Raw genomic sequence first — 19,433 nt, 5'->3', positions numbered from 1 at the left:
TCTGAACAAGGGAGCAAATACTTGATTAAATTGGAAGAGATACCACTAATTGGGTAGAGTAGTTAACGGGTTAACCTGTTGATTACTCGGTAATTCATTAAATTAGATTTTGCTAATAAATAAGCTTTATATCTGGTCAAGATAATAGGTGGTATCACCACTGCCCTTCTCGATTAAAAACGCTATTATTCAGCATCAAATAGACGATGAAGTTCGATGCGAGAAAAAGCTAAAAAGTCACTGTTATTGCGGATCGGGCTGGCGATGGCCACGATTACCCTACTAGCTTTTGTGGGTATGTTGAGCTCAGTCATCATCGCCGACACTACCGAGGGCGAGGCTGCAGCCATAAATCAGGCTGGCACGCTGCGTATGCAGTCCTACCGAATCGCCAGCAGCCTCACCCTCTCCTCCCAGAGTCGCATCGATGGCAGTGCTGGCCACACCCTAGACCTTATCAGTGGGTTTGAGCAGCGCCTCAACAGCCCACGTCTGACCGGCATACTCAGAAGTGAGTCCGATAACACCATCACCAACACCTATAGATTGGTAGAGCAGCAGTGGCATCAACGCATCAAGCCGATGTTATTGGGGCGCATTCAATACGGCAGTAAGGCTCTGACACCGACCACCCTTGCCACCATCGATCTGTTTGTGGAGAAGATCGACAAACTGGTTGGATTGCTGGAGGAGGCTACCGAGTCACGCATCCAGTTCCTGCGTCTGATCCAGGTGGTATCGCTGTTTCTCACCCTGATGGTCGCTTTCTACACCATGTATTTAATGAACACCGATGTGCTCAACCCGTTACGCGCCCTGCTCAACTTCACCCAGCACGTCGGCCAACGAGATTTCACCATTCGCGTTAGACACAATTCAGGGGATGAATTGGGTCAGCTGGGTGAGGCCTTCAACGTCATGGCCGAAGATCTTTCACAACAGTACGATGATCTTGAGAGCCTGGTACAGACCAAGACCGCCGATCTGGAACGCACCAACCGTTCACTTGAACTGCTCTATAACACCACCCGAACCATCAACACCTCAACACCGACCGACCGGGGAGTCGCTATTTTGCGAAAGCTTGTTTTGGCATCAGCCCAAGCAAGCGGCAAATACTAACGGACCGTTTATGCTCGGCGCCCTGACCGTCCTGCGTACGTTGCGTAATCACCTCTTCGCGGCTCTACACAACTCCCTCAGTGACTCTACGCCGACATAAAGCCGTGCTGCATCTTCTTCGTCGTTCGCTCGCGCCTCAACTACGAATGGCAGACGGCGTCGACTATCGGGACTAACCGCCCTCACTTCGCTCTCCATGGCGGTCAGCGGTCGACCTATAACACCCTGTTAAGTGATATCGCTGAGATGATGGGGGTCAGTTCCGGCACCATCTGTCTGGCCGACCCGGAAGATGTGGCAAAATTTGAGTATGGCAAACGAGGTGCCTATAAGATTGCCACCACACGCGATCCTAACAGCGTCGACCTTGGTACCTGTACCCCTCCCAACTGCGGCTCCTGTTTTGGCAACTGTGACACCCACTTTATTGAACTGGCCAAAGAGAACCCGCAGAGCGACAACATCATCTCTATCCCCATTCTCGACAAGGGCACTCAATACGGCGTACTGCTGTTCGAGATCCCAAAAGAGAAACATGTTGAAGAGTGGGAGAAACGCCTGCTCGAGTCGATCGCCAGCCATATCGCCATCGCGATCAATATCGCACGCAGCACTAATCAGGATCGTCGTCTCTCGCTACTGGAAGAGCGCACCGTTATCGCCCGCGAGCTACATGACTCACTGGCACAGTCGCTCTCCTATATGAAAATCCAGGTCAGCCGTCTTGATCATGAGATCAGTAATAACAGCTCGGGTGAATCACAGGGAAAAATCGTTAGTGAACTGCGTCAGGGACTCAATAGCGCCTATCGAGAACTGCGTGAACTCCTGACCACTTTCCGACTCAGCATTGTCGACACCGATCTCGCACACGCGCTGGAGGATACGACCAATGAGTTCTCTGAGCGTGGCGCTACCTCCATCATGCTCAACAACCAGCTCGGCGGCTGCAGCCTCACCGCCAATGAAGAGGTCAACCTGCTGCAGATTATTCGTGAGGCACTCTCTAATGTCGTACAGCACGCCAATGCCAGCCATGCCGATGTTAATCTACAGCACGACACCTACGGTTACGTTACAGTACAGATCAACGACAACGGCGTCGGTATTAACGCCTCGGGCAAACGCCACCACTACGGCCTTGCGATCATGAAAGAACGTGCACGCAGCCTCGGCGGTAAACTACGCATTATTCCACGCGGCAGCGGCGGTACTCGCGTTGAGCTAATATTCACCCCATCACATCGAGCCACAGCAAATCAGGTATCCAACTATGAGTGAAAACGGCCTCCACACTATTCTGACCATCGACGACCACCCGCTCTTCAGGCAGGGCGTCGCCGATCTGATCTCAATGGATGACTCCCTGGAGTTGATCGGTGAGGCAGCCTCTGGTGAGGAGGGTTTGGAGAAGGCCAGAGCCTTACAACCAGAGCTGATTCTGCTCGACCTGAATATGAAGGGAATGGACGGCATCATGACCCTAAAGGCGATCAAGGCGGATGAGTCTCTTGATACCCGCGTGGTGATGCTGACCGTTTCCGATCATGAAGATAACGTGGTCGCTGCCCTAAGGGCTGGTGCAGACGGTTATCTACTAAAGGACATGGAGCCGGAGGACATCCTCAAGCAGCTCAGTGTGGCGGGTCAGGGACGTCTGGCAATCAGCCCCCAACTTACTGAGCTGCTCGCCCAGGCACTGCGCGAAGACACCCAACCCAACGATCCCAACGAGGCGGGACTGACTGAGCGCGAAAAGGAGATTCTGGAGCTGATTGCCAAGGGGCTGAGTAACAAGCTGATCGCCCGTGAGCTCGGCATCACCGATGGCACCGTCAAGGTGCACGTCAAACATCTACTGAAAAAGCTCAACCTGCGCTCACGAGTTGAAGCGGCGGTCTGGGCAGTCGAAAACAATCGTAAGAAGCCCTGAACTGAGGGCAGTTTATTTGAGGCAAAGAAAAAGGGCTACGCAGATGCGTAGCCCTTTTTTGTATGGCGTCCCCTAGGGGAGTCGAACCCCTGTCGTCGCCGTGAAAGGGCGATGTCCTAGGCCTCTAGACGAAGGGGACGAATCCTTCTGGCACTGCCTTGTTGCTTCGTTTGGTGGAGCTAGGCGGGATCGAACCGCCGACCCCTTGCATGCCATGCAAGTGCTCTCCCAGCTGAGCTATAGCCCCAAACGGAGCGGGAATTCTGCGGAAAAGCGGCGTCCATGTCAAGCGTAATTCACAACCCGTTTATCTTCCCTGCCCCTCAATCTTCGCCCACGAGTCACGCAGCGTGACGGTGCGGTTAAATACCAGACCACCATTGGCTGATTGTTGCGTATCGAGACAGTAGTAACCCTCGCGTTCAAACTGCACGGGAACACCAGCTTCGGACTCTGCAAGGCTGGGTTCAACATAGCAGTGGGTCAAGGTACGCAATGAATCGGCGTTGAGGTAGTCGGTGAAGGACTTACCCTCCTCCTTGCTGCTGTCAGGTGTCGGATGACTAAAGAGACGATCATAGAGGCGAATCTCCGCCGGTACGCCATGAGTGGCCGAAACCCAGTGGATCACGCCCTTCACCTTGCGCCCCTCGGGGTTGGCACCAAGAGTATCGGGGTCGTAACTACAACGCAGTTCAATGATCTCACCTGCATCATCCTTGATCACCTCATCACAACGGATCACGTAGGCGTTACGCAGACGCACCTCACCGCCTGTCACCAGGCGTTTAAACTTCTTGTTGGGTGCAACCTCGAGAAAGTCGTTGCGGTCGATATAGAGTTCACGGGTAAAGGGAATCTTACGACTGCCTTTCGCCTCGTTTTGTGGATGGTTGGCTGCCTCCATCTGCTCCTCCTGCCCCTCGGCAAGATTCTCGATCACCACCTTGAGCGGATGTAGCACTGCCATGCGGCGCTCGGCATTGGTGTTGAGGTCGTCGCGGATGCAGCTCTCCAGCACCCCCATTTCAACGCTGTTATCGGACTTGGTGATGCCGATACGGTCGCAGAAGTCACGAATCGATATCGGGGTAAAACCACGGCGACGCATACCAGCAATAGTCGGCATACGCGGATCGTCCCACCCCTCCACAAATCCTTCATCGACCAGCTGTGTCAGCTTGCGCTTACTCATAACACAGTACTGCAGATTCAGGCGTGAGAATTCGATCTGCTGTGGATGGCACTCGATCGAGATGTTATCAAGCACCCAGTCGTAAAGCGGACGGTGGTCCTCAAACTCCAGTGTACAGAGTGAGTGGGTAATTCCCTCCAGTGCATCGGAGATCGGGTGGGTGTAGTCGTACATTGGATAGAGACACCACTCACTACCGGTCTGGTGGTGCACGACACCGTGGCGAATCCGGTAAAGAGTCGGATCACGCATATTCATATTGGGCGATGCCATATCGATCTTGGCACGCAGCACCTTACTACCATCTTCAAACTCGCCCGCACGCATACGGACAAACAGATCAAGACTCTCATCCACTGTGCGATCACGGTATGGACTCTCACGACCCGGCTCTTTCAGGTTGCCGCGATACTCACGCATCTCTTCAGCATTCTGATCACAAACATAGGCCTTACCCACCTTGATCAGCTCAACCGCGAATTCGTAGAGCTTCTCGAAATAGTCGGAGGCGTAGTAGTGCTGCTCACCCCACTCGAAACCGAGCCAGCGCACATCCTTCTGGATCGACTCAACGAACTCGATATTCTCTTTGTGTGGATTGGTGTCGTCGAAGCGCAGGTTGCAACGCCCCTGATAATCTTCAGCCACACCAAAGTTGAGACAGATCGACTTGGCGTGCCCGATATGGAGATAGCCGTTTGGCTCGGGTGGAAAACGGGTAACAACCTTGCCACCATTTTTACCGGCGGTGATATCGTCATCTATGATATGGCGAATAAAGTTGCTCGGTGTCGAGGTTTCACTACTGCTCATCTTACTCGTCTCCTAACCCTGAGTTTCAGCGGCACGCTGCGCAATAAACTCAAGCGCACGATCGATACGACGCAGGGTCGCCGCTTTGCCGACCAGTTCCAGCGTCACATCGATACCCGGCGATGCAGCACGACCCACCACCGCCACTCGCAGTGGCTGCGCCACCTTACCCATCTTCAGTTCAAGCGCTTCCGAGGCCTGCTCAACACAGGCGTGCAGCGCCTCGCCCTGCCACTCCTGTTGTGCTGCTAGTAACTCACGTACCTTGCGTAGCGGCTCCGCAGCCACGGGGCGTAGATGTTTCTTTGCCGCCTTCTCCTCGTACTCATCGAAGTCACGATAGATAAAGGCGCTGATCTCCGCCATCTCAACCAGTGTATTGGCTCGCTCCTGCTGCGCCTTCACCACTTCGACCAGCGAGGGGCCTGTAGTCGGGTCGATGCCGATCTCACCCATATGGTAGCTGAGCAGATGAGCGATGCGGGCGGGATCATCATTTTTTATATAGTGCTGGTTGATCCACAACAGCTTGTCGGTATTGAAGCTGGAAGCGGACTTGTTAACATCTTCGATATTGAACAGCTCAACCATCTGATCAATGCTGAAAAGCTCCTCATCACCATGCGACCAACCAAGACGTACCAGATAGTTGAGCAGCGCCTCGGGGAGGATGCCCATCTCGCGATATTGCATCACACTTACGGCACCGTGGCGCTTGGAGAGACGTGCGCCATCATCACCGAGAATCATCGGCACGTGGGCGTACTGAGGAGGCTCTGCATCCAAAGCGTTGAGGATATTGATCTGGCGCGGGGTATTATTGAGGTGATCATCACCGCGAATCACCTGTGTGATGCCCATATCGAGATCGTCGACCACTACTGTCATGTTGTAGGTGGGAGAACCGTCGGTACGTCTGATAATCAGATCATCAAGCTCAGTATTGCTATAGACCACCCGACCACGAATCAGATCATTAACCACCACATCTCCGTCATCGGGATTACGGAAACGGATAACGTGTGGCTCGTTGGGATCGATAGTTTTATCGCGGCAGTGACCGTCGTAACGAGGCTTCTCCTTGAGCCGCATCTGCTCTTCGCGAATCGCATCGATACGTTCACGCGAACAGTTACATCGGTAGGCGAGCCCCTTATCCATCAAGCCCTGAATCACCTCTTCGTAGCGTTCAAAGCGGTGGGTCTGATGAATCGGCCCTTCATCATACTCAAGACCGAGCCAGGTCATCCCCTCAAGGATCGCATTGACCGACTCGATGGTAGAGCGCTCCAGATCGGTATCTTCGATACGCAACACAAAGCGGCCACCATGCTTGCGCGCATGGAGCCAGGAGAAGAGTGCTGTGCGGGCACCACCGACGTGGAGGTAGCCGGTTGGGCTGGGGGCAAAACGGGTTTTGACGCTCATAACAGCTGCAATTTCCAATCTGGTAAAAGCGGCTATTCTAGCAGAACTGCCGCGACATTCCGGCAGTTAGAGTCCTCCTACAGCGATAATTTCACCACCGCCGCATGAGTAGAGCTTACTCCTCTGCAGCTGGTTCCTGACGCTGACCATCAACATCATCAACAACGCGCTTAATGAAGCCGCTGAGCTGGTCAATATAGGCCTGCTTCTCCTCTTCGGTGGCGGGGCGGTTGCCGAGGATAATGCCAATAATAGCGGCCAGATACTGCATGGTTGCACTCGGATCGTGCGCACGAGGGTCGGCCTTGGAAATCACGGACTGAACATCGTTGACCAGCTGAGAAGAGATTTGGAGAGGGATATCGCTCATTGCTTGCTACTCAAAAAGAAATGGAGTCGTCATTCTACATGCGCACTGAGGCATGTCCATTTCACGCACCTGACACAGGGGGAAGGCACTAACTCAGAAGGAAACAGCACACCTTTCGACTCAGTCGCGATCGCCACCTGAGGGATTGGTAAAGCGATCGTTAAGGCTCTGTACGTAGCGATCAGCCTCTTCATGAATGGTGCGCATCCGTTTTTTGCTTAACCAGCCCCACCCCATCGGCTCAGGCGAGAAGATACTACGCCAGGGACGGGTGTTTGCACGGAAGGCACGCAGCAGCCGTTCACTGGAGATACCGCTGCCGAGCTTACGTGCAAAACGTTTATAGAGGTATTTGAATGAGAGGTGACGCGATAGGAAGTGCGTGCCAACCACGACAGTGACGCCCAGCGCAAAGACGACGATCTGCCAGGCAGTCGAAGTCGTGAACGATTCCAGCCACGGCGGTGCAAACGTGAAACCATTCCAGTAACCCGCCTTAATGGTGCCACTCAGGAGTATCGCAATCGTCGTGAGATAGAGACCAAGATCCCACCACAGCACATGTCGCGCCCAGAGTTTGATCTGCTCACGCAGTTTAGGCACCACCGTATCTTCGATCTCGTAGGCAGTGTTCTCAAGCGCACCGATAATTCGATAGGCACGCTCAACACCAACCTGACGCATTCTTTCATGCATATCGGCCAGATCATGGTCTCGCTTCTCTTCAAAGCGTTTGCGTGTATCGTCATCCTCGATAGCAACCGCTGCATCGGGATTGTAGATGGTAAAGAAGCGACCGGCGGTCAGACCTTCCGTAGCCAGCGCGCGCTGCCAGGAAGCGACCACCTCTTCAGGGTTATCCTCACGCGCAGTGGCATCAATCTGGTTGAGCACATAGACAAACTTACTTGAATCGGCACGATTAACCGTACTGGCAACCAGATGTTTTAGCGTGTCACGCATCGCACCGGGCTCAGGATGACGGGCATCAAAAAAGACCAGCACCAGATCGGAGAGACTGACGATGTGATCAGTGATGCGCAGGATGCCGGTGCGCTGCGCATCGGCATCAAATCCGGGTGAATCGATCAGAATCATGCCATTCATTACATCGGCAGGCGAGGTCTTGAGCTGCAGATAGGCATCAACGCGGCGCCCCTCGCCCTCTTCAACCTTATCGAGCTCTTCGCTGAACTGATAGAAGGGGAAACGCGGATCGGCATCGAGTGCGACACCTGGTAGCTCATGTGAGGCGTTATCACGGCTGTAGCAGATAACCGTAAAACGATCATCAACTGCCTGATTACCAGTCGACTGCAGGCGATGACCTAGATAGTGGTTGATGAAAGTCGATTTGCCAGCCGAGAAGGTACCGAGGATCGAGATCAGCGGCCACCAGGGAATCTGGGTAGTGAAGGAGTCATCGGCATCAAGCAGCCCCATCGCATAACCAACACTGTCGAGCTGGCGGTAACTCTTGACCGCCGAGACCAACATTGGATTTTCTTGCTTAAGGTGTTGCTCGAGGCTCTTGAGACGTTTTCTGACTTTCTTACTCGCACCAAACATGCGCAATATCCCCGCCGTTAATAACTACGAATCTAACTGTCACCTGCTACCAGGGAACAAAGTTATTCATAAAGTTCATGGGCTTAGATACATTGTAATTCATTGAGCCGATATCACGACGCATTAGATCAACCGAGCCGGTCATTAACCGCATCGTATGATTCATCTGCGACATATGCGTTACCACATCGTCCATTGAATTCGCCTGACGATCAATTGTGCCGCGGATTTCATGCATATTGTCGGAAACTGCCTGCATGTGCACGGTCACAACCTTCATGTTATTTGAAATCGCATTCATGTTAGCAGCAACAGTCTGTACATCACGCGTCAGACTATAAATCAGGTAGAAGCCATAACCTGCAAGAATCACAAAGGCGATCAGTGCTGGATAGACGATGACCTCCCAGCGATGTGCACTTGCCTCGAATATACCAGTGAGTCTTTCAACACTGGTTGCCATACAGTTTTCACAATCCGCCGGTCCTTTCAGTGCGGGTCCCGGTACATCTACCTCTACGCCTTCTGCTAGCTCATTGGCCATGGGTATCTACCCCTAAAAAATTCGTTCGTTTATCACTTTATTGCTCAATACAGAGCCTCGCCCCGTGCGCTCCGACTCAATGCAGTCCGGTTAAGCGCTAATTATTATCACCCTTCTTGACCCGATCCATGAGCCGCTGTTCGAGATCCTTCGCCTTTTCAGGGGCCAACCCATACAGCACTTTCACCAAGTGCATGGCCTGTCCCATGTGTCCTATCTCTGCCAGTCGATCGGCCGCCTTACTGTAAGCAGCTGCCTCCTCTTCATAGCGCCCTTGTGCGAAGTATAGATTACCCAGTTCGCCGATAGCATCTGGGTTTCTCGGTTGCTGTTCTGCAAGGCGTCTGTAACTCTCTTCAGCCTGTTCATATTCACCCTGCCAGAAGGCGTTCCGAGCACCCTGCAAGGAGGCTATCCCTGGTTGCGTATTTTGCTTCTCCTCACCACCGGGAACGCTCTCAATCTCTACCGTCGACACGACTGCATCATCGACCTTTGCCTCAGATGACGCCTCGATCAGAGGTGTGGCTTGCGCCTCGGATTGAGACTCAACCAGCTGATCTACTGGGCTCTTTACCTCAATAACAGGCGGTTCAACATCAGGCTCATCTGTAACAGTCTCAGTCGCCGCTGGTTTCAGATCACTGCTGACCTCTTCAACGTTTGCCACCTCAGGAACTGCCGGTTGCTCAAGCAGCGTCACTGCCGTCGCTTTAACTTCATTTGAGGCGGATACCTTTTCAGATGATACCTTATCTACCCCTTCACTACCCGTTATTACGGTCTCAGAGCTATCAGACTCCCCTGCCACCTCATTGAGCGCCTCTACCTGCTGTTGTACCTGCTCATCTATCGCCTCAAATCCCTTTTGTAGCTCGGGATAGAGCTCTTCACGATAGAAATAGCCCACAATGCCTGCAATTAGCAGTGCCGCAAGAAAAGTATAATTCAACATATAGCGAAAAAATTTCATCATTTGGGGCTCTTTCTCTCTATCAGGCAAACTGCGGGTAGAGTGCGGTCGCCAGCTCCTCAAACTCAACGGCTGATTTACAACCAGGCATCAATTCAAACACTGCCAATCCTTCACTGAAGGAGCGGCGGAAGATCGTACGCTGCCTCAAGCGGTGCTCCATCACCTCAATACCCGGGAGCATTCTCAACGCCTCAGCCGTCTCATCCGACTCTCGTACCGCATGGTGGGTATCGGCGCGGTTAACAAAGGCGAGAATCTCCGTGGCGTGGTTTGCCTCAGTCTCATTCAAAATATTGAGAAAACGCTGCGTGGCCCAGACATCGGCCTGACTCGGCGGTACCGGAATCACAATTCTGTTAGCAGTGATCAGCGCCTCTTTCATCGCATCAAGATTGGCGGCACCCACATCGACCAGCACCTCACCATTGTGGTGACGAAGGTTGTCAGTGATGTTGCTCTCTGTCTGGTAGACCTGAAAGGGTGGTGCATGGCCATCTTCACGCCGCACCTCTGCCACATCCAGCAAGGTACATTGAGGGTCTAGATCATATGCAACCACTGGCTGTCCCTTGGTAGCCAGCCAGATACCAAGATTAAATGTGATCGTGCTCTTACCAGAGCCGCCTTTAAGATTAGCAATTACCGTTATCATTATCGTTTGCTACCTTTTTCCTCAAGCCTTAGGGCTTCGACTCCATCCATCCAAACCCCACCAAACTGCTGTAACTTAATAACCTTGTAGCGCTGAGTAGAGCATCAACTCATTCATCAACGTCGAAAGCGAACCACTCACCGTGATATTCACCCAGAAATCACCGTTGGGATTTACCGCGCCGCGCATCGATCCCCACGGTCCGTAATAGTTCACTGGACTCCAAGGCTGTCGCCACGGACTCATACCCCTGACACTGTTCGGATACCCCCAACGCGGATAACCCATCTGCGCCGGGTAGGGATTCACCACCCCCCCTCTATAGGCGGGCATGTAGGGGTAGTTCGGCACCCCCTGCCAGGCTTCAACACCCGTCGAAAGAAGCAACAAAAGACCCAACAAGTTAATTCGCCAGCGCCTCAATCCTCTCCCCCACTACAACATCACCGGGGAGTCGCTATTTTTGCGGAAGCTTGTTTTGGGCATCAAGCCCAAGCAAGCGGCAAATACTAACGCGACCGTTTATGCCTACGGCGCTCCGACCGTCCTGCGTACGTTGCGTAATCACCTCTTCGCGGCTCTACACAACTCCCTCAGTGACTCTACGCCGACATAAAGCCGCTGCTGCATCTTCTTCGTCGTCCGCTCGCGCTCTCAACTACGAATAGGCAGACGGCGTCGACTATCGGGACTAACCGCCCTCACTTCGCTCTCCATGGCGGTCAGCGGAAGTTTGCCCTTAATTACCACCCCAACCGCTATAAGGGTTGCGATTCCAGCGACTAATCGTCGGAAATGATCTTGGTGCATAACTATTAGTATTTGCAGCTACCAACGTGGGCTGATAACGATTTACCTGTTCGACAACCGGTTTTCTCTGATGAACTGCTGCCGTGCGGCGCCATTGGCTTGGTGCAGAGGCACGATTCTGCTGCCAACGGGGGGGCAGCGGCCGGCGGTAGGCTGTCATAGCGGGTTGGCGCCAAGTCGGTTGAGGCGCTGCAATATAGCGTGGCTGAGAGACTGGCCAAGGTGCATATCGTTGTCCTGCAGGACGTGGGTACGGATTATTCATACCCCAATTTCTACTCGGCTGCGAGAAGCGGGCCTGCTGAAAACTACTTCTCTGCAAGGGACGATAGACCGCTTGCTGAGCAGGTGCCGGGTAGCGATTCGCCCTCTGCCAAGGGTTGGCATAGCGCGGCTGGGCCAGAGGAGCTCTTGCCTGCCTCTGCCAGGCGGGACGATTCCAGCCGCTCACAGTGCGATTAGGCTGTGCCGGTGGATATTTGGCCATTCTTGATACCGGAGGCGCACCGAAGAAGTGCATGGGCTGCGGAGGCATCTGTGCCATCTGCGGTGCAGGACGCACCGGCCATGGCGCTTTCTGATAGGAGGTAGGTGGGTAGTTCACACGGCCGTATGAATGCGAGGGCCGACCCTGAGCCATATAGCTGCCACGAGGAGGTTGTGAAAAACGCGATCGGTAACGCGGCATCGGCTGCTGTACCCACTGGGGTGCACGAAAGGCGATGGGGTTATGCATCATAGGTGCTGCAAAAGGGGCTGGCGCACTAATCTGTGGCGTCATGAAACGTGGAGGCATCGGAGGAGGTGGTGGTTGCATTTGGTAGGTATGCGGCATCGGCGGTACGGGTGGGTAACCCGATGCAGCGGCTTCAACCGAGCAGAGAATGGGAAGTACCGCTACTGCACCCATCACCTTGACTATTAAGCTTTTCACTTCAAATATTTCCTCGTTATCTGTCGCTGGTTGCGACATGCGCAAACTCGTTATCACGACTTTGGCTTTGTAATCTTCGTAAATCCTGCTGGAATCTCAAACAGCTCAACTGGCTGCGGCCCAACCTTGATGTCGCGGAGTTCACGTATGTAACCCCCCTCCATCTCCTCACGGATAGAAATCTTTAATTCGAGATCGAACCACTGAAAGGAGTGACTCGTCTGGCCGTCAGAACGGGTCACGGTCAGCTTCCACTTCTCAGTTTCACGACCATTTAGATCCTCGTTTTTGAGCAGCCGAAGTTCAGAGACTGTACCATCCGGATAGATCTGGCGTAACGGCATCATTCGCAACTCATCTAGCCACATCAGTGTACGTTCGACGGTCCCTTTATTGTTTGAAATCAGCTCCCACTTGACACTACTACGTCCATGCACCGACTCGCGGCCTAATGGCTTACAAGCAACATTCTCAACATCCTGACACGGATTATCATTTGAAGAGCGCTGCGCGATCGCTGAGGGAACATTTCCACCCTTGCGTTCCATGTAGGACTTCTGCGCAGTAAGCAACATAACCCTGCGCCCCTCCTTCACATAGGAGATATCAGCAACACTCTCACCGCTTGCGGAGAGATACTCGCTTCGAACCTTATCACTGCCAACATACATCTTCGCCCGCATCTCGGGACGCTGCGGTATTACCTGTACCGCCTCGGCCGAGAACTCAATGCTCTCCGCCGCAAATAGGGGGCCTGAAACAGACCAGAAAAGTAGCGGTGCAACACACTGCAGAACACCCGCCAATAAACTTTTTGATAACTTTTCGATATTCATCTCAACCTGCTTACAGGGTGAATTTTCTTCAAAAACAGGGTCCCGGTCAGACCAGGAGATTAGAATGACTGCATCGCACCTAGATGCGATGCAGCTTCAGGCCACTTATTGTGCAGGCGCTGCCGGTGCAGCAGCCGCGACAGGAGCGCCGTAGCCGTAAGGAGCACCATATGGAGCGCCATAACCGTAAGGAGCACCATAGCCATAAGGAGCATAACCACCGTTATAACCGTTATAACCGTTATAACCGTTATAGCCGTTATACATATTGCTATTACCACGACCGCTGCCACTCATTGAGAATGACATGTCACCACTACCGGAACCATCACCATAGCCGTTACCGTTGCCCCAGCCATTGTTATTGTTGTTCCAGCCGTTGTTACCCCAGCCGTTGTTATTCCATGGACCACCGCCCCACCATGCATTCGCAGATGAAAGAGGGGCAGCAGCTGCGCCGATCAGACCCGCCAGGACGAGTGCTTTAGTCAGGTTTTTCATTTCCATTCTCCAAACATATAAGTTGAGTTTTAACAGGATCATCCTGTCTCTACCTACCCCCTATCGTGCTTAAAGCTAATGAACGCAGGAGGCCTCTCGCTCATCATCATCAGGATAAGCCGTGAAATAAACACGACACTTATCCAAATCCTACTCAAACTCCTGTTAAACCCATTACTTTGCAAACAAGAGCATCAAAAACCCATAAACGGCCAATCGCCGTTTCCATTACCCCAGGGGAAACTATTTCCAGAACCACTCCAGGGCGACCACATTCCGTTGGAGAATGGGTTCCCCGTCTCCCAACTATTTCCTGAATAGGGGTACTGCATTGCATAACCTGGATTTGAATAGCCTCGGTTTGCATAGCCCCAACTTGGAGCCGGATTGTAATTTTGCATCACTCTGGGTTGGGATCTCTCAGGAACGCTACGCTCGGTCCGCTTTTCATCACGCCAATCACTTTTGGGTGTTGGAGGGAGCTCTCCCCAGGGACGTGACTGTTTCGGTTGCTGAGACTCAACAGGACGCCTCTTTACAGACCAGGGGTTCACGCCTGTTTCATCCAGCTCTTGAGGGAAATATGGGGCAGACTGAGGCTGTTTAGGCTGATACTGGCTTGGTCGCTCAACGGGCACCCCCTTCCAGCCGCGAGTTCCACCGATGACCTGCCAAACCGGCGCAGGCTGTGCCTGCTTAGGCGCAGCCTTTTTCTCAGGCTCCGGCTCGCTACCCCAACCCAGTACCGTATCGACGATGAAGAACGAGCCAATAATGGCCAGCAATCCAACGCCTCTCTTTTTGATCAGTTCTCCGTTCATCATCTAGTAGTCGGCAAATCAATTAAGATTAATAACCGTTCCCATACCCTCTCTGAGGAATACGATAGCCATACGGCATCGGCGGCATCATATAGTTTCTAGCTGGCATTGCCCTACGCACAGCTCCCCACTGATTAGGGATAACATAGGACGGACGCGGACCACTCCACATTGGCGGATAGCGCATCCAACGTGGATCGGGGGCCACCCCCCGATTATAGCGGGCGATCTCTCTAGCTGGCGTTCGATAACCTCCACACTGAGGAATCACACCCTCCTCTTGTACTGCCTGACTCATACCCTCCCCTGCTCTTTCACCAGCAGTCGTCACAGGTGATGTGGCTGGAGCGGCACGGTTAGCAACTACACCTGGAGACTGCGCTTCTGGCACATAGCCAGAGGGCACATCCAGTGGGCGATACGTAGCGCTGGGAACAGCTTCACCGCCAAGAGAAATGGAACGATAGGGTCCTGGAGGAGGCATGACCCCATCGTATTGAGTCGAGGCATCTGAATGCCCATCCACAGCATCCGAGCTAACCGGTGTGCCATCAACCGCCGCAGAGAGGGGTAGCGAAAGTGAAACCATCGCTGCAGCAATCACAATCCTCTTTATTCTATTAAGCGTCATAACAGCACCACCCAACAGCCCCTTGCATCGTCCAGAAGAAGAGTCCGTAAACCAGAATTATTTGAGACGGATACCACGTCTTCTCCTCTGCCCGGCCGACTTTGTTTCACTCTTCTTTGGTGCCGCCTTTTTGGCTGGGGCTTTTTTGGCTGGAGCCTTCTTTGCAGCTGCTTTTTTAACCGGTGTCTTCTTGGCAGCACTCTTCTTCGGAGCAGCTTTCTTCGGAGCGGCCTTCTTGATAGCGGGCTTTGCAATTTCGACTGATTCAGTAGCTACCTTGTCCGCTTCCGCTTTCTCTGCTTCGGCCTTCTCTGCTGCAGCCTTCTCTGCTGCAGCCTTCTCTGCTGCAGCCTTCTCTGCTGCAGCCTTCTCTGCTGCAGCCTTCTCTGCTGCAGCCTTCTCTGCTGCAGCCTTCTCTGCTGCAGCCTTCTCTGCCGCAGCCTTCTCTGCTGCTGCCTTCTCTGCCGCTGCCTTCTCTGCCTCAGCCTTCTCTGCCTCAGCCTTCTCTGCCTCAGCCTTCTCTGCTGCTGCCTTCTCTGCCTCAGCCTTCTCTGCCGCAGCCTTCTCTGCCGCAGCCTTCTCTGCTTCAGCCTTCTCTGCTTCAGCCTTCTCTGCTTCAGCCTTCTCTGCTTCAGCCTTCTCTGCTTCAGCCTTCTCTGCTTCAGCCTTCTCTGCTTCAGCCTTCTCTGCTGCTGCCTTCTCAGTCACTGAGATGTCTACATCAGCTGATCCGCCACCGCCACTTGGTGTAGAAGGAGATGGTGTTGATGGTGGAGGTTCACTACCACCCGACTCGTTCTTTTTACTTCGGAACAGTCCCATCACCATAGAGAAGAGTGACTGCAACCCCATCCAGATGAAGATAAATACTGCTCTGATTGCAAAGATCGCCATGACCACAATAGGCCAGATCTTCATAAAGAGGCTCTCACCACGCTCCTCTTTTTCCTCAGTCGCCTCAGTATTATCACAAGAGACATTGGCACCATCAGCGCCAACAGGACAGAAGGCCTTGCGACCGGAATAACAACCTAATGGGATAATTAGCAGGGTCAGCAGAGTCGATACCAGCACACCAAACAATAGCGAGACCGCCATACCCTGGAAGATCGGATCGAATAGGATAACGAATGAACCGCCCACCAGCGCCAGCGCGGTAATAACAATCGGACGTGTTCTGACACGGCACGACTCGACCAGCGCATCAATTACCGGCACACCACGCTGAATCTCATGCTTAGTGAAGTCGACTAGCAGAATCGAGTTACGCACGATAATACCCGCTAGTGCTATAAAGCCGATCATTGAGGTGGCAGTAAATTCAGCGCCCATGATCCAGTGACCTGGAATGATACCGATCAGCGTTAGCGGGATCGGCGCCATGACGATAGCAGGCAGGGTAAAGTTGCCGAACTCCCACACCACCAACATGTAGATCAACACCAGTGCGACACCAAATGCGAGCCCCATATCGCGGAAGGTTTCAAAGGTAACAGTCCACTCACCACCCCATTCAAACGCGGAGCTTTTATCGCTCGAGGGAGGACCAAAGTAGTTGCTTTGCACCTTCACGCCATCAGGAGAGACATAGTCATTGAGCAGGTCTTCAATCTCAAACATGCCATAGATAGGCGCACCAAGACGCCCCTGGCCTTCACCCGTCACGTACTCAACCGCACGCAGATCCTTGTGGAAGATTGGCTGATCCTGGTAGATCGGAACAAAACGTCCCAGCTCTGCTAGCGGAAGCGTCTTACCACCTTGTGTTGGGATAGGCAGATTGGCCAAACGCCCCATCTGCGAACGCGCCTCCAGCGGTACCTGCATGACGATGTAGGTCGGCTCCAGTACTGTGCGCTGTTTAATATCACCCAGCTTGTAACCGCCCAAAGCCATCGACAGATTTCGATTAATTACATCAACCGACACACCTCGGCGCACTGCCTTCTCGGTATCGACCTCAAAACGCAGTACTTCATAGGGGTTCTGCATATAGTTATCGACATCAGTAACGTTGTTGGCACGTTCAAAGATCTGGGTCAGATCGGCAGCCACCTGACGACGGGTAGTTGCATCGGGACCGTAGACCTCGGCGACAACAGATTGCAGTACTGGAGGTCCTGGCGGCATCTCTACGATCTGTATCCGTGCGCCCAGTTCAGTGGAAAGCGGTGTGAGTAGCTCACGAACCACCTGCGCCAGCTCATGACTGCTGCGTTCACGATCGCGCTTGTGAAGTAGCTCTACCTGTATATCTGCTTCCCACGGGTTCTTACGCAGGTAGTAGTGACGTACCAGACCGTTAAAGTTAAACGGTGAAGCGGTACCCGTGTAGGTCTGCAGTGCCGTTACCTCAGGAATGGAACGTAGCGCCTCCGCCAGACGCCAGGTGACATTGGCCGTTACGGGCAGCGCCGTACCTTCAGGCATATTGATAACAACGTTGAACTCCGACTTGTTGTCGAAGGGCATCATCTTCACCGTCACACCCTTGGTATAGAAGAGCGCACAACAGAGGAAAAAGACCGCGATAATCGAGAAGAGGAAGAGACGCCCCTTGGTTTTACTGGTAGTCAGTGGCTCGATCATCTTGTGATAGAGACGGCCTAGACGCTCGCTCCCCTTGTGCTCACGCTCCTGAGCAGCGTGCAGGTACTCCAGAGAGGGGCGAATACGCATTGCCAACCAAGGGGTAAAGATGAATGCGGCAAACAGCGAGAAGAGGATCGCAACCGAACCGAGTGCCGGAATCGGCGCCATGTAGGGTCCCATCATGCCACTCACTGCACCCATCGGCAGCAGTGCCGCGATCACGGTAAAGGTTGCTAGAATGGTGGGGTTACCGACTTCGCGTACCGCGTCGACCGCTGTATCGGTGTCTATCTCACCATTCATCAGCCAGCGACGATAGATATTCTCAATAACAACAATCGCATCGTCGACCAGAATGCCGATCGAGAAGATCAGCGCAAAGAGTGAGACACGATCGATGGTGTAGCCGAGCAGATAGGCGCCGAAGACGGTTACCAGAATGACGACCGGGATGACCACCAGCACCACGGTGGCAGCACGCCAGCCAAGGAAGAACCAGATCAAAACCGTTACGGCACCCGTTGCAACAAAGAGCTTGAATATCAGCTCATTGACCTTGTCGTTGGCGGTCTCACCGTAATTGCGAGTAACAGCGACGTGAACGTTATCGGGGATTAACGATCCCTTCAGCTCCTCAACCTTACTCAACACCCTATTGGCGACTGTTACGCCGTTGGAGCCCTCTTTTTTCGCCACCGCAAGGGTAACTGCAGCCTCACCATTGGCAATCGGCGCACCCTCAGCTACCGCAGGACCGGTGAAATAGTTAACCAGTTGCCGTGTCTCTTCGGGACCATCAGTGACCTTGGCTATGTCGCGCACATAGATCGGCGCCTCACCCTGAGTGCCTACTACTAGCTGTGCAACATCCTCTGCATTGCGCAGGAAAGAACCGGAGTAGACCTGGAATACCTGTCCACCCGTTTCGGTATCACCAACATCCTGCTCACTGTTAGAGGTTCGAATCGTATTGGCGACCTGATCAAAGCTGATGCCAAAGCCGGCCAGACGCTCAGGTAATACTTCAATACGGATTTGCGCACTACGACCGCCGACAATAAGACCCTGACTGGTCTCTGGCACCTCTTTAAGGCGCTGCAAAACATCCAGTGCGAGCAGTCGAAGCTGATTGTCATCGACATCTTCCGACCAGAGCGTGAGGGCGACAACAGGCACATCGTCAACGGCCTTTGGCTTGACCATCGGCTGGGAAACGCCTGGAGGAATACGATCGAGATTGGAGTTAAGCCTGTCGTAGAGCTTGACCAGCGAGGACTCCATCTGCTGACCAACATCGAACTCAACGGTGACCATGCCCTGACCACGCTGCGAGGCGGAGTAGACATGCTTGACGCCGGTAATCTCACTCATGATCCGTTCCAGTGGATCGGTCGCGAGGCTCGCTACCTGCTCAGCAGACGCACCGGGGTAGGAAAAAAAGATGTCTACCATCGGCACGGATATCTGCGGATCCTCCTGACGCGGCGTCAGGAATATCCCCATAATGCCTATAGCAAAACAGGCGATCAGGAACAGTGGGGAGAGCGGCGAATGGATAAACGCCTTGGTCATTCGCCCCGCAATACCGAGATCGACATGCTCTTCAGTGCCGACCGGTGATACCGGCGGTGACACGTTTTTATCGTCTTGTTCAGTCATCGTTACACAGCTTTATTCTGATTGTTCGACCCAATACAGCGCCCGAC

Annotated in this window: 17 protein-coding genes and 2 tRNA genes; 5 read left to right on the top strand and 14 right to left on the bottom strand. The window is 53.3% G+C overall.

The window, feature by feature from the left end:
- Positions 1-216 precede the first annotated feature (216 nt).
- Genes HUE57_RS08955 through narL form a run of 4 tightly spaced genes read left to right on the top strand, consistent with a single transcriptional unit; the run spans position 217 to position 3,055 of the window.
- Positions 217-1,122: a type IV pili methyl-accepting chemotaxis transducer N-terminal domain-containing protein gene (locus HUE57_RS08955; RefSeq protein ID WP_174673035.1), complete on the top strand. Its 906-nt coding sequence runs from the start codon at positions 217-219 to the stop codon at positions 1,120-1,122.
- Positions 1,085-1,222, top strand: a complete 138-nt coding sequence (locus HUE57_RS08950; RefSeq protein WP_174673034.1) for a hypothetical protein — start codon at positions 1,085-1,087, stop codon at positions 1,220-1,222. Before HUE57_RS08955 ends, HUE57_RS08950 begins: the two co-directional genes overlap by 38 nt.
- Entirely contained in the window at positions 1,219-2,403 is a 1,185-nt protein-coding gene (locus tag HUE57_RS08945) for a histidine kinase (RefSeq protein ID WP_320416290.1), read from the top strand. Before HUE57_RS08950 ends, HUE57_RS08945 begins: the two co-directional genes overlap by 4 nt.
- Positions 2,396-3,055 carry a two-component system response regulator NarL gene (gene narL, locus HUE57_RS08940; RefSeq protein WP_078483284.1) on the top strand — a complete coding sequence of 220 codons (660 nt, stop codon included), beginning with the start codon at positions 2,396-2,398 and terminating at the stop codon, positions 3,053-3,055. The genes HUE57_RS08945 and narL overlap by 8 nt, the downstream gene beginning before the upstream one ends.
- A gap of 63 nt (positions 3,056-3,118) precedes the next feature.
- Here the strand turns inward: narL and HUE57_RS08935 are convergent.
- From HUE57_RS08935 to HUE57_RS08890, 10 genes are all read right to left on the bottom strand, one after another.
- Positions 3,119-3,194 (bottom strand) — tRNA-Glu (locus tag HUE57_RS08935).
- Positions 3,195-3,226: 32 nt separating this feature from the next.
- Positions 3,227-3,302: transfer RNA gene (locus HUE57_RS08930), tRNA-Ala, on the bottom strand.
- A gap of 60 nt (positions 3,303-3,362) precedes the next feature.
- Positions 3,363-5,063 carry a glutamine--tRNA ligase/YqeY domain fusion protein gene (locus HUE57_RS08925; protein WP_078483285.1) on the bottom strand — a complete coding sequence of 567 codons (1,701 nt, stop codon included), beginning with the start codon at positions 5,061-5,063 and terminating at the stop codon, positions 3,363-3,365.
- A gap of 12 nt (positions 5,064-5,075) precedes the next feature.
- A complete protein-coding gene (gene gltX / locus HUE57_RS08920; RefSeq protein WP_078483286.1) occupies positions 5,076-6,491 on the bottom strand; it encodes a glutamate--tRNA ligase in 1,416 nt (471 codons plus the stop codon).
- Positions 6,492-6,606: 115 nt separating this feature from the next.
- Positions 6,607-6,861 (bottom strand): hypothetical protein, encoded by a 255-nt coding sequence (locus HUE57_RS08915; RefSeq protein ID WP_078483287.1) that lies wholly within the window; start codon positions 6,859-6,861, stop codon positions 6,607-6,609.
- Between the two features lie 120 nt (positions 6,862-6,981).
- Positions 6,982-8,430, bottom strand: a complete 1,449-nt coding sequence (locus HUE57_RS08910) for a dynamin family protein (RefSeq protein ID WP_078483288.1) — start codon at positions 8,428-8,430, stop codon at positions 6,982-6,984.
- A 46-nt stretch (positions 8,431-8,476) separates the two neighbouring features.
- Positions 8,477-8,974, bottom strand: coding sequence for a methyl-accepting chemotaxis domain-containing protein (locus tag HUE57_RS08905; protein ID WP_078483289.1), 498 nt, complete (start codon positions 8,972-8,974; stop codon positions 8,477-8,479).
- Positions 8,975-9,071: 97 nt separating this feature from the next.
- Entirely contained in the window at positions 9,072-9,950 is an 879-nt protein-coding gene (locus HUE57_RS08900; protein WP_078483290.1) for a tetratricopeptide repeat protein, read from the bottom strand.
- A gap of 19 nt (positions 9,951-9,969) precedes the next feature.
- Positions 9,970-10,602 carry a nucleotide-binding protein gene (locus tag HUE57_RS08895; RefSeq protein WP_078483291.1) on the bottom strand — a complete coding sequence of 211 codons (633 nt, stop codon included), beginning with the start codon at positions 10,600-10,602 and terminating at the stop codon, positions 9,970-9,972.
- Positions 10,603-10,677: 75 nt separating this feature from the next.
- Positions 10,678-10,989: a hypothetical protein gene (locus HUE57_RS08890; protein ID WP_135622108.1), complete on the bottom strand. Its 312-nt coding sequence runs from the start codon at positions 10,987-10,989 to the stop codon at positions 10,678-10,680.
- Positions 10,990-11,075: 86 nt separating this feature from the next.
- Here HUE57_RS08890 and HUE57_RS08885 point away from each other — a divergent pair, with 86 nt between their 5' ends.
- Positions 11,076-11,270, top strand: coding sequence for a hypothetical protein (locus tag HUE57_RS08885; RefSeq protein WP_174673032.1), 195 nt, complete (start codon positions 11,076-11,078; stop codon positions 11,268-11,270).
- A gap of 1,129 nt (positions 11,271-12,399) precedes the next feature.
- On the opposite strand, the gene HUE57_RS08880 is transcribed toward HUE57_RS08885, so the two are convergent.
- The 4 genes from HUE57_RS08880 to HUE57_RS08865 form a co-directional block, all read right to left on the bottom strand.
- A complete protein-coding gene (locus HUE57_RS08880; protein WP_078483292.1) occupies positions 12,400-13,182 on the bottom strand; it encodes a hypothetical protein in 783 nt (260 codons plus the stop codon).
- Between the two features lie 105 nt (positions 13,183-13,287).
- Entirely contained in the window at positions 13,288-13,683 is a 396-nt protein-coding gene (locus HUE57_RS08875; protein ID WP_078483293.1) for a sulfur globule family protein, read from the bottom strand.
- 194 nt (positions 13,684-13,877) lie between these two features.
- On the bottom strand, positions 13,878-14,507 hold the full coding sequence (locus tag HUE57_RS08870; RefSeq protein ID WP_078483294.1) for a chromosomal replication initiator protein DnaA: 630 nt from the start codon (positions 14,505-14,507) through the stop codon (positions 13,878-13,880).
- 685 nt (positions 14,508-15,192) lie between these two features.
- Complete coding sequence (locus tag HUE57_RS08865; RefSeq protein ID WP_174673031.1) at positions 15,193-19,386, bottom strand: efflux RND transporter permease subunit; 4,194 nt, start codon at positions 19,384-19,386, stop codon at positions 15,193-15,195.
- Positions 19,387-19,433 lie beyond the last annotated feature (47 nt).

Origin of the sequence: Candidatus Reidiella endopervernicosa (assembly GCF_013343005.1) — a bacterium.
Classification (GTDB): domain Bacteria; phylum Pseudomonadota; class Gammaproteobacteria.
Note: the sequence above shows the minus strand (reverse complement) of the source record. Positions and strands in the feature narration are given on the sequence as shown.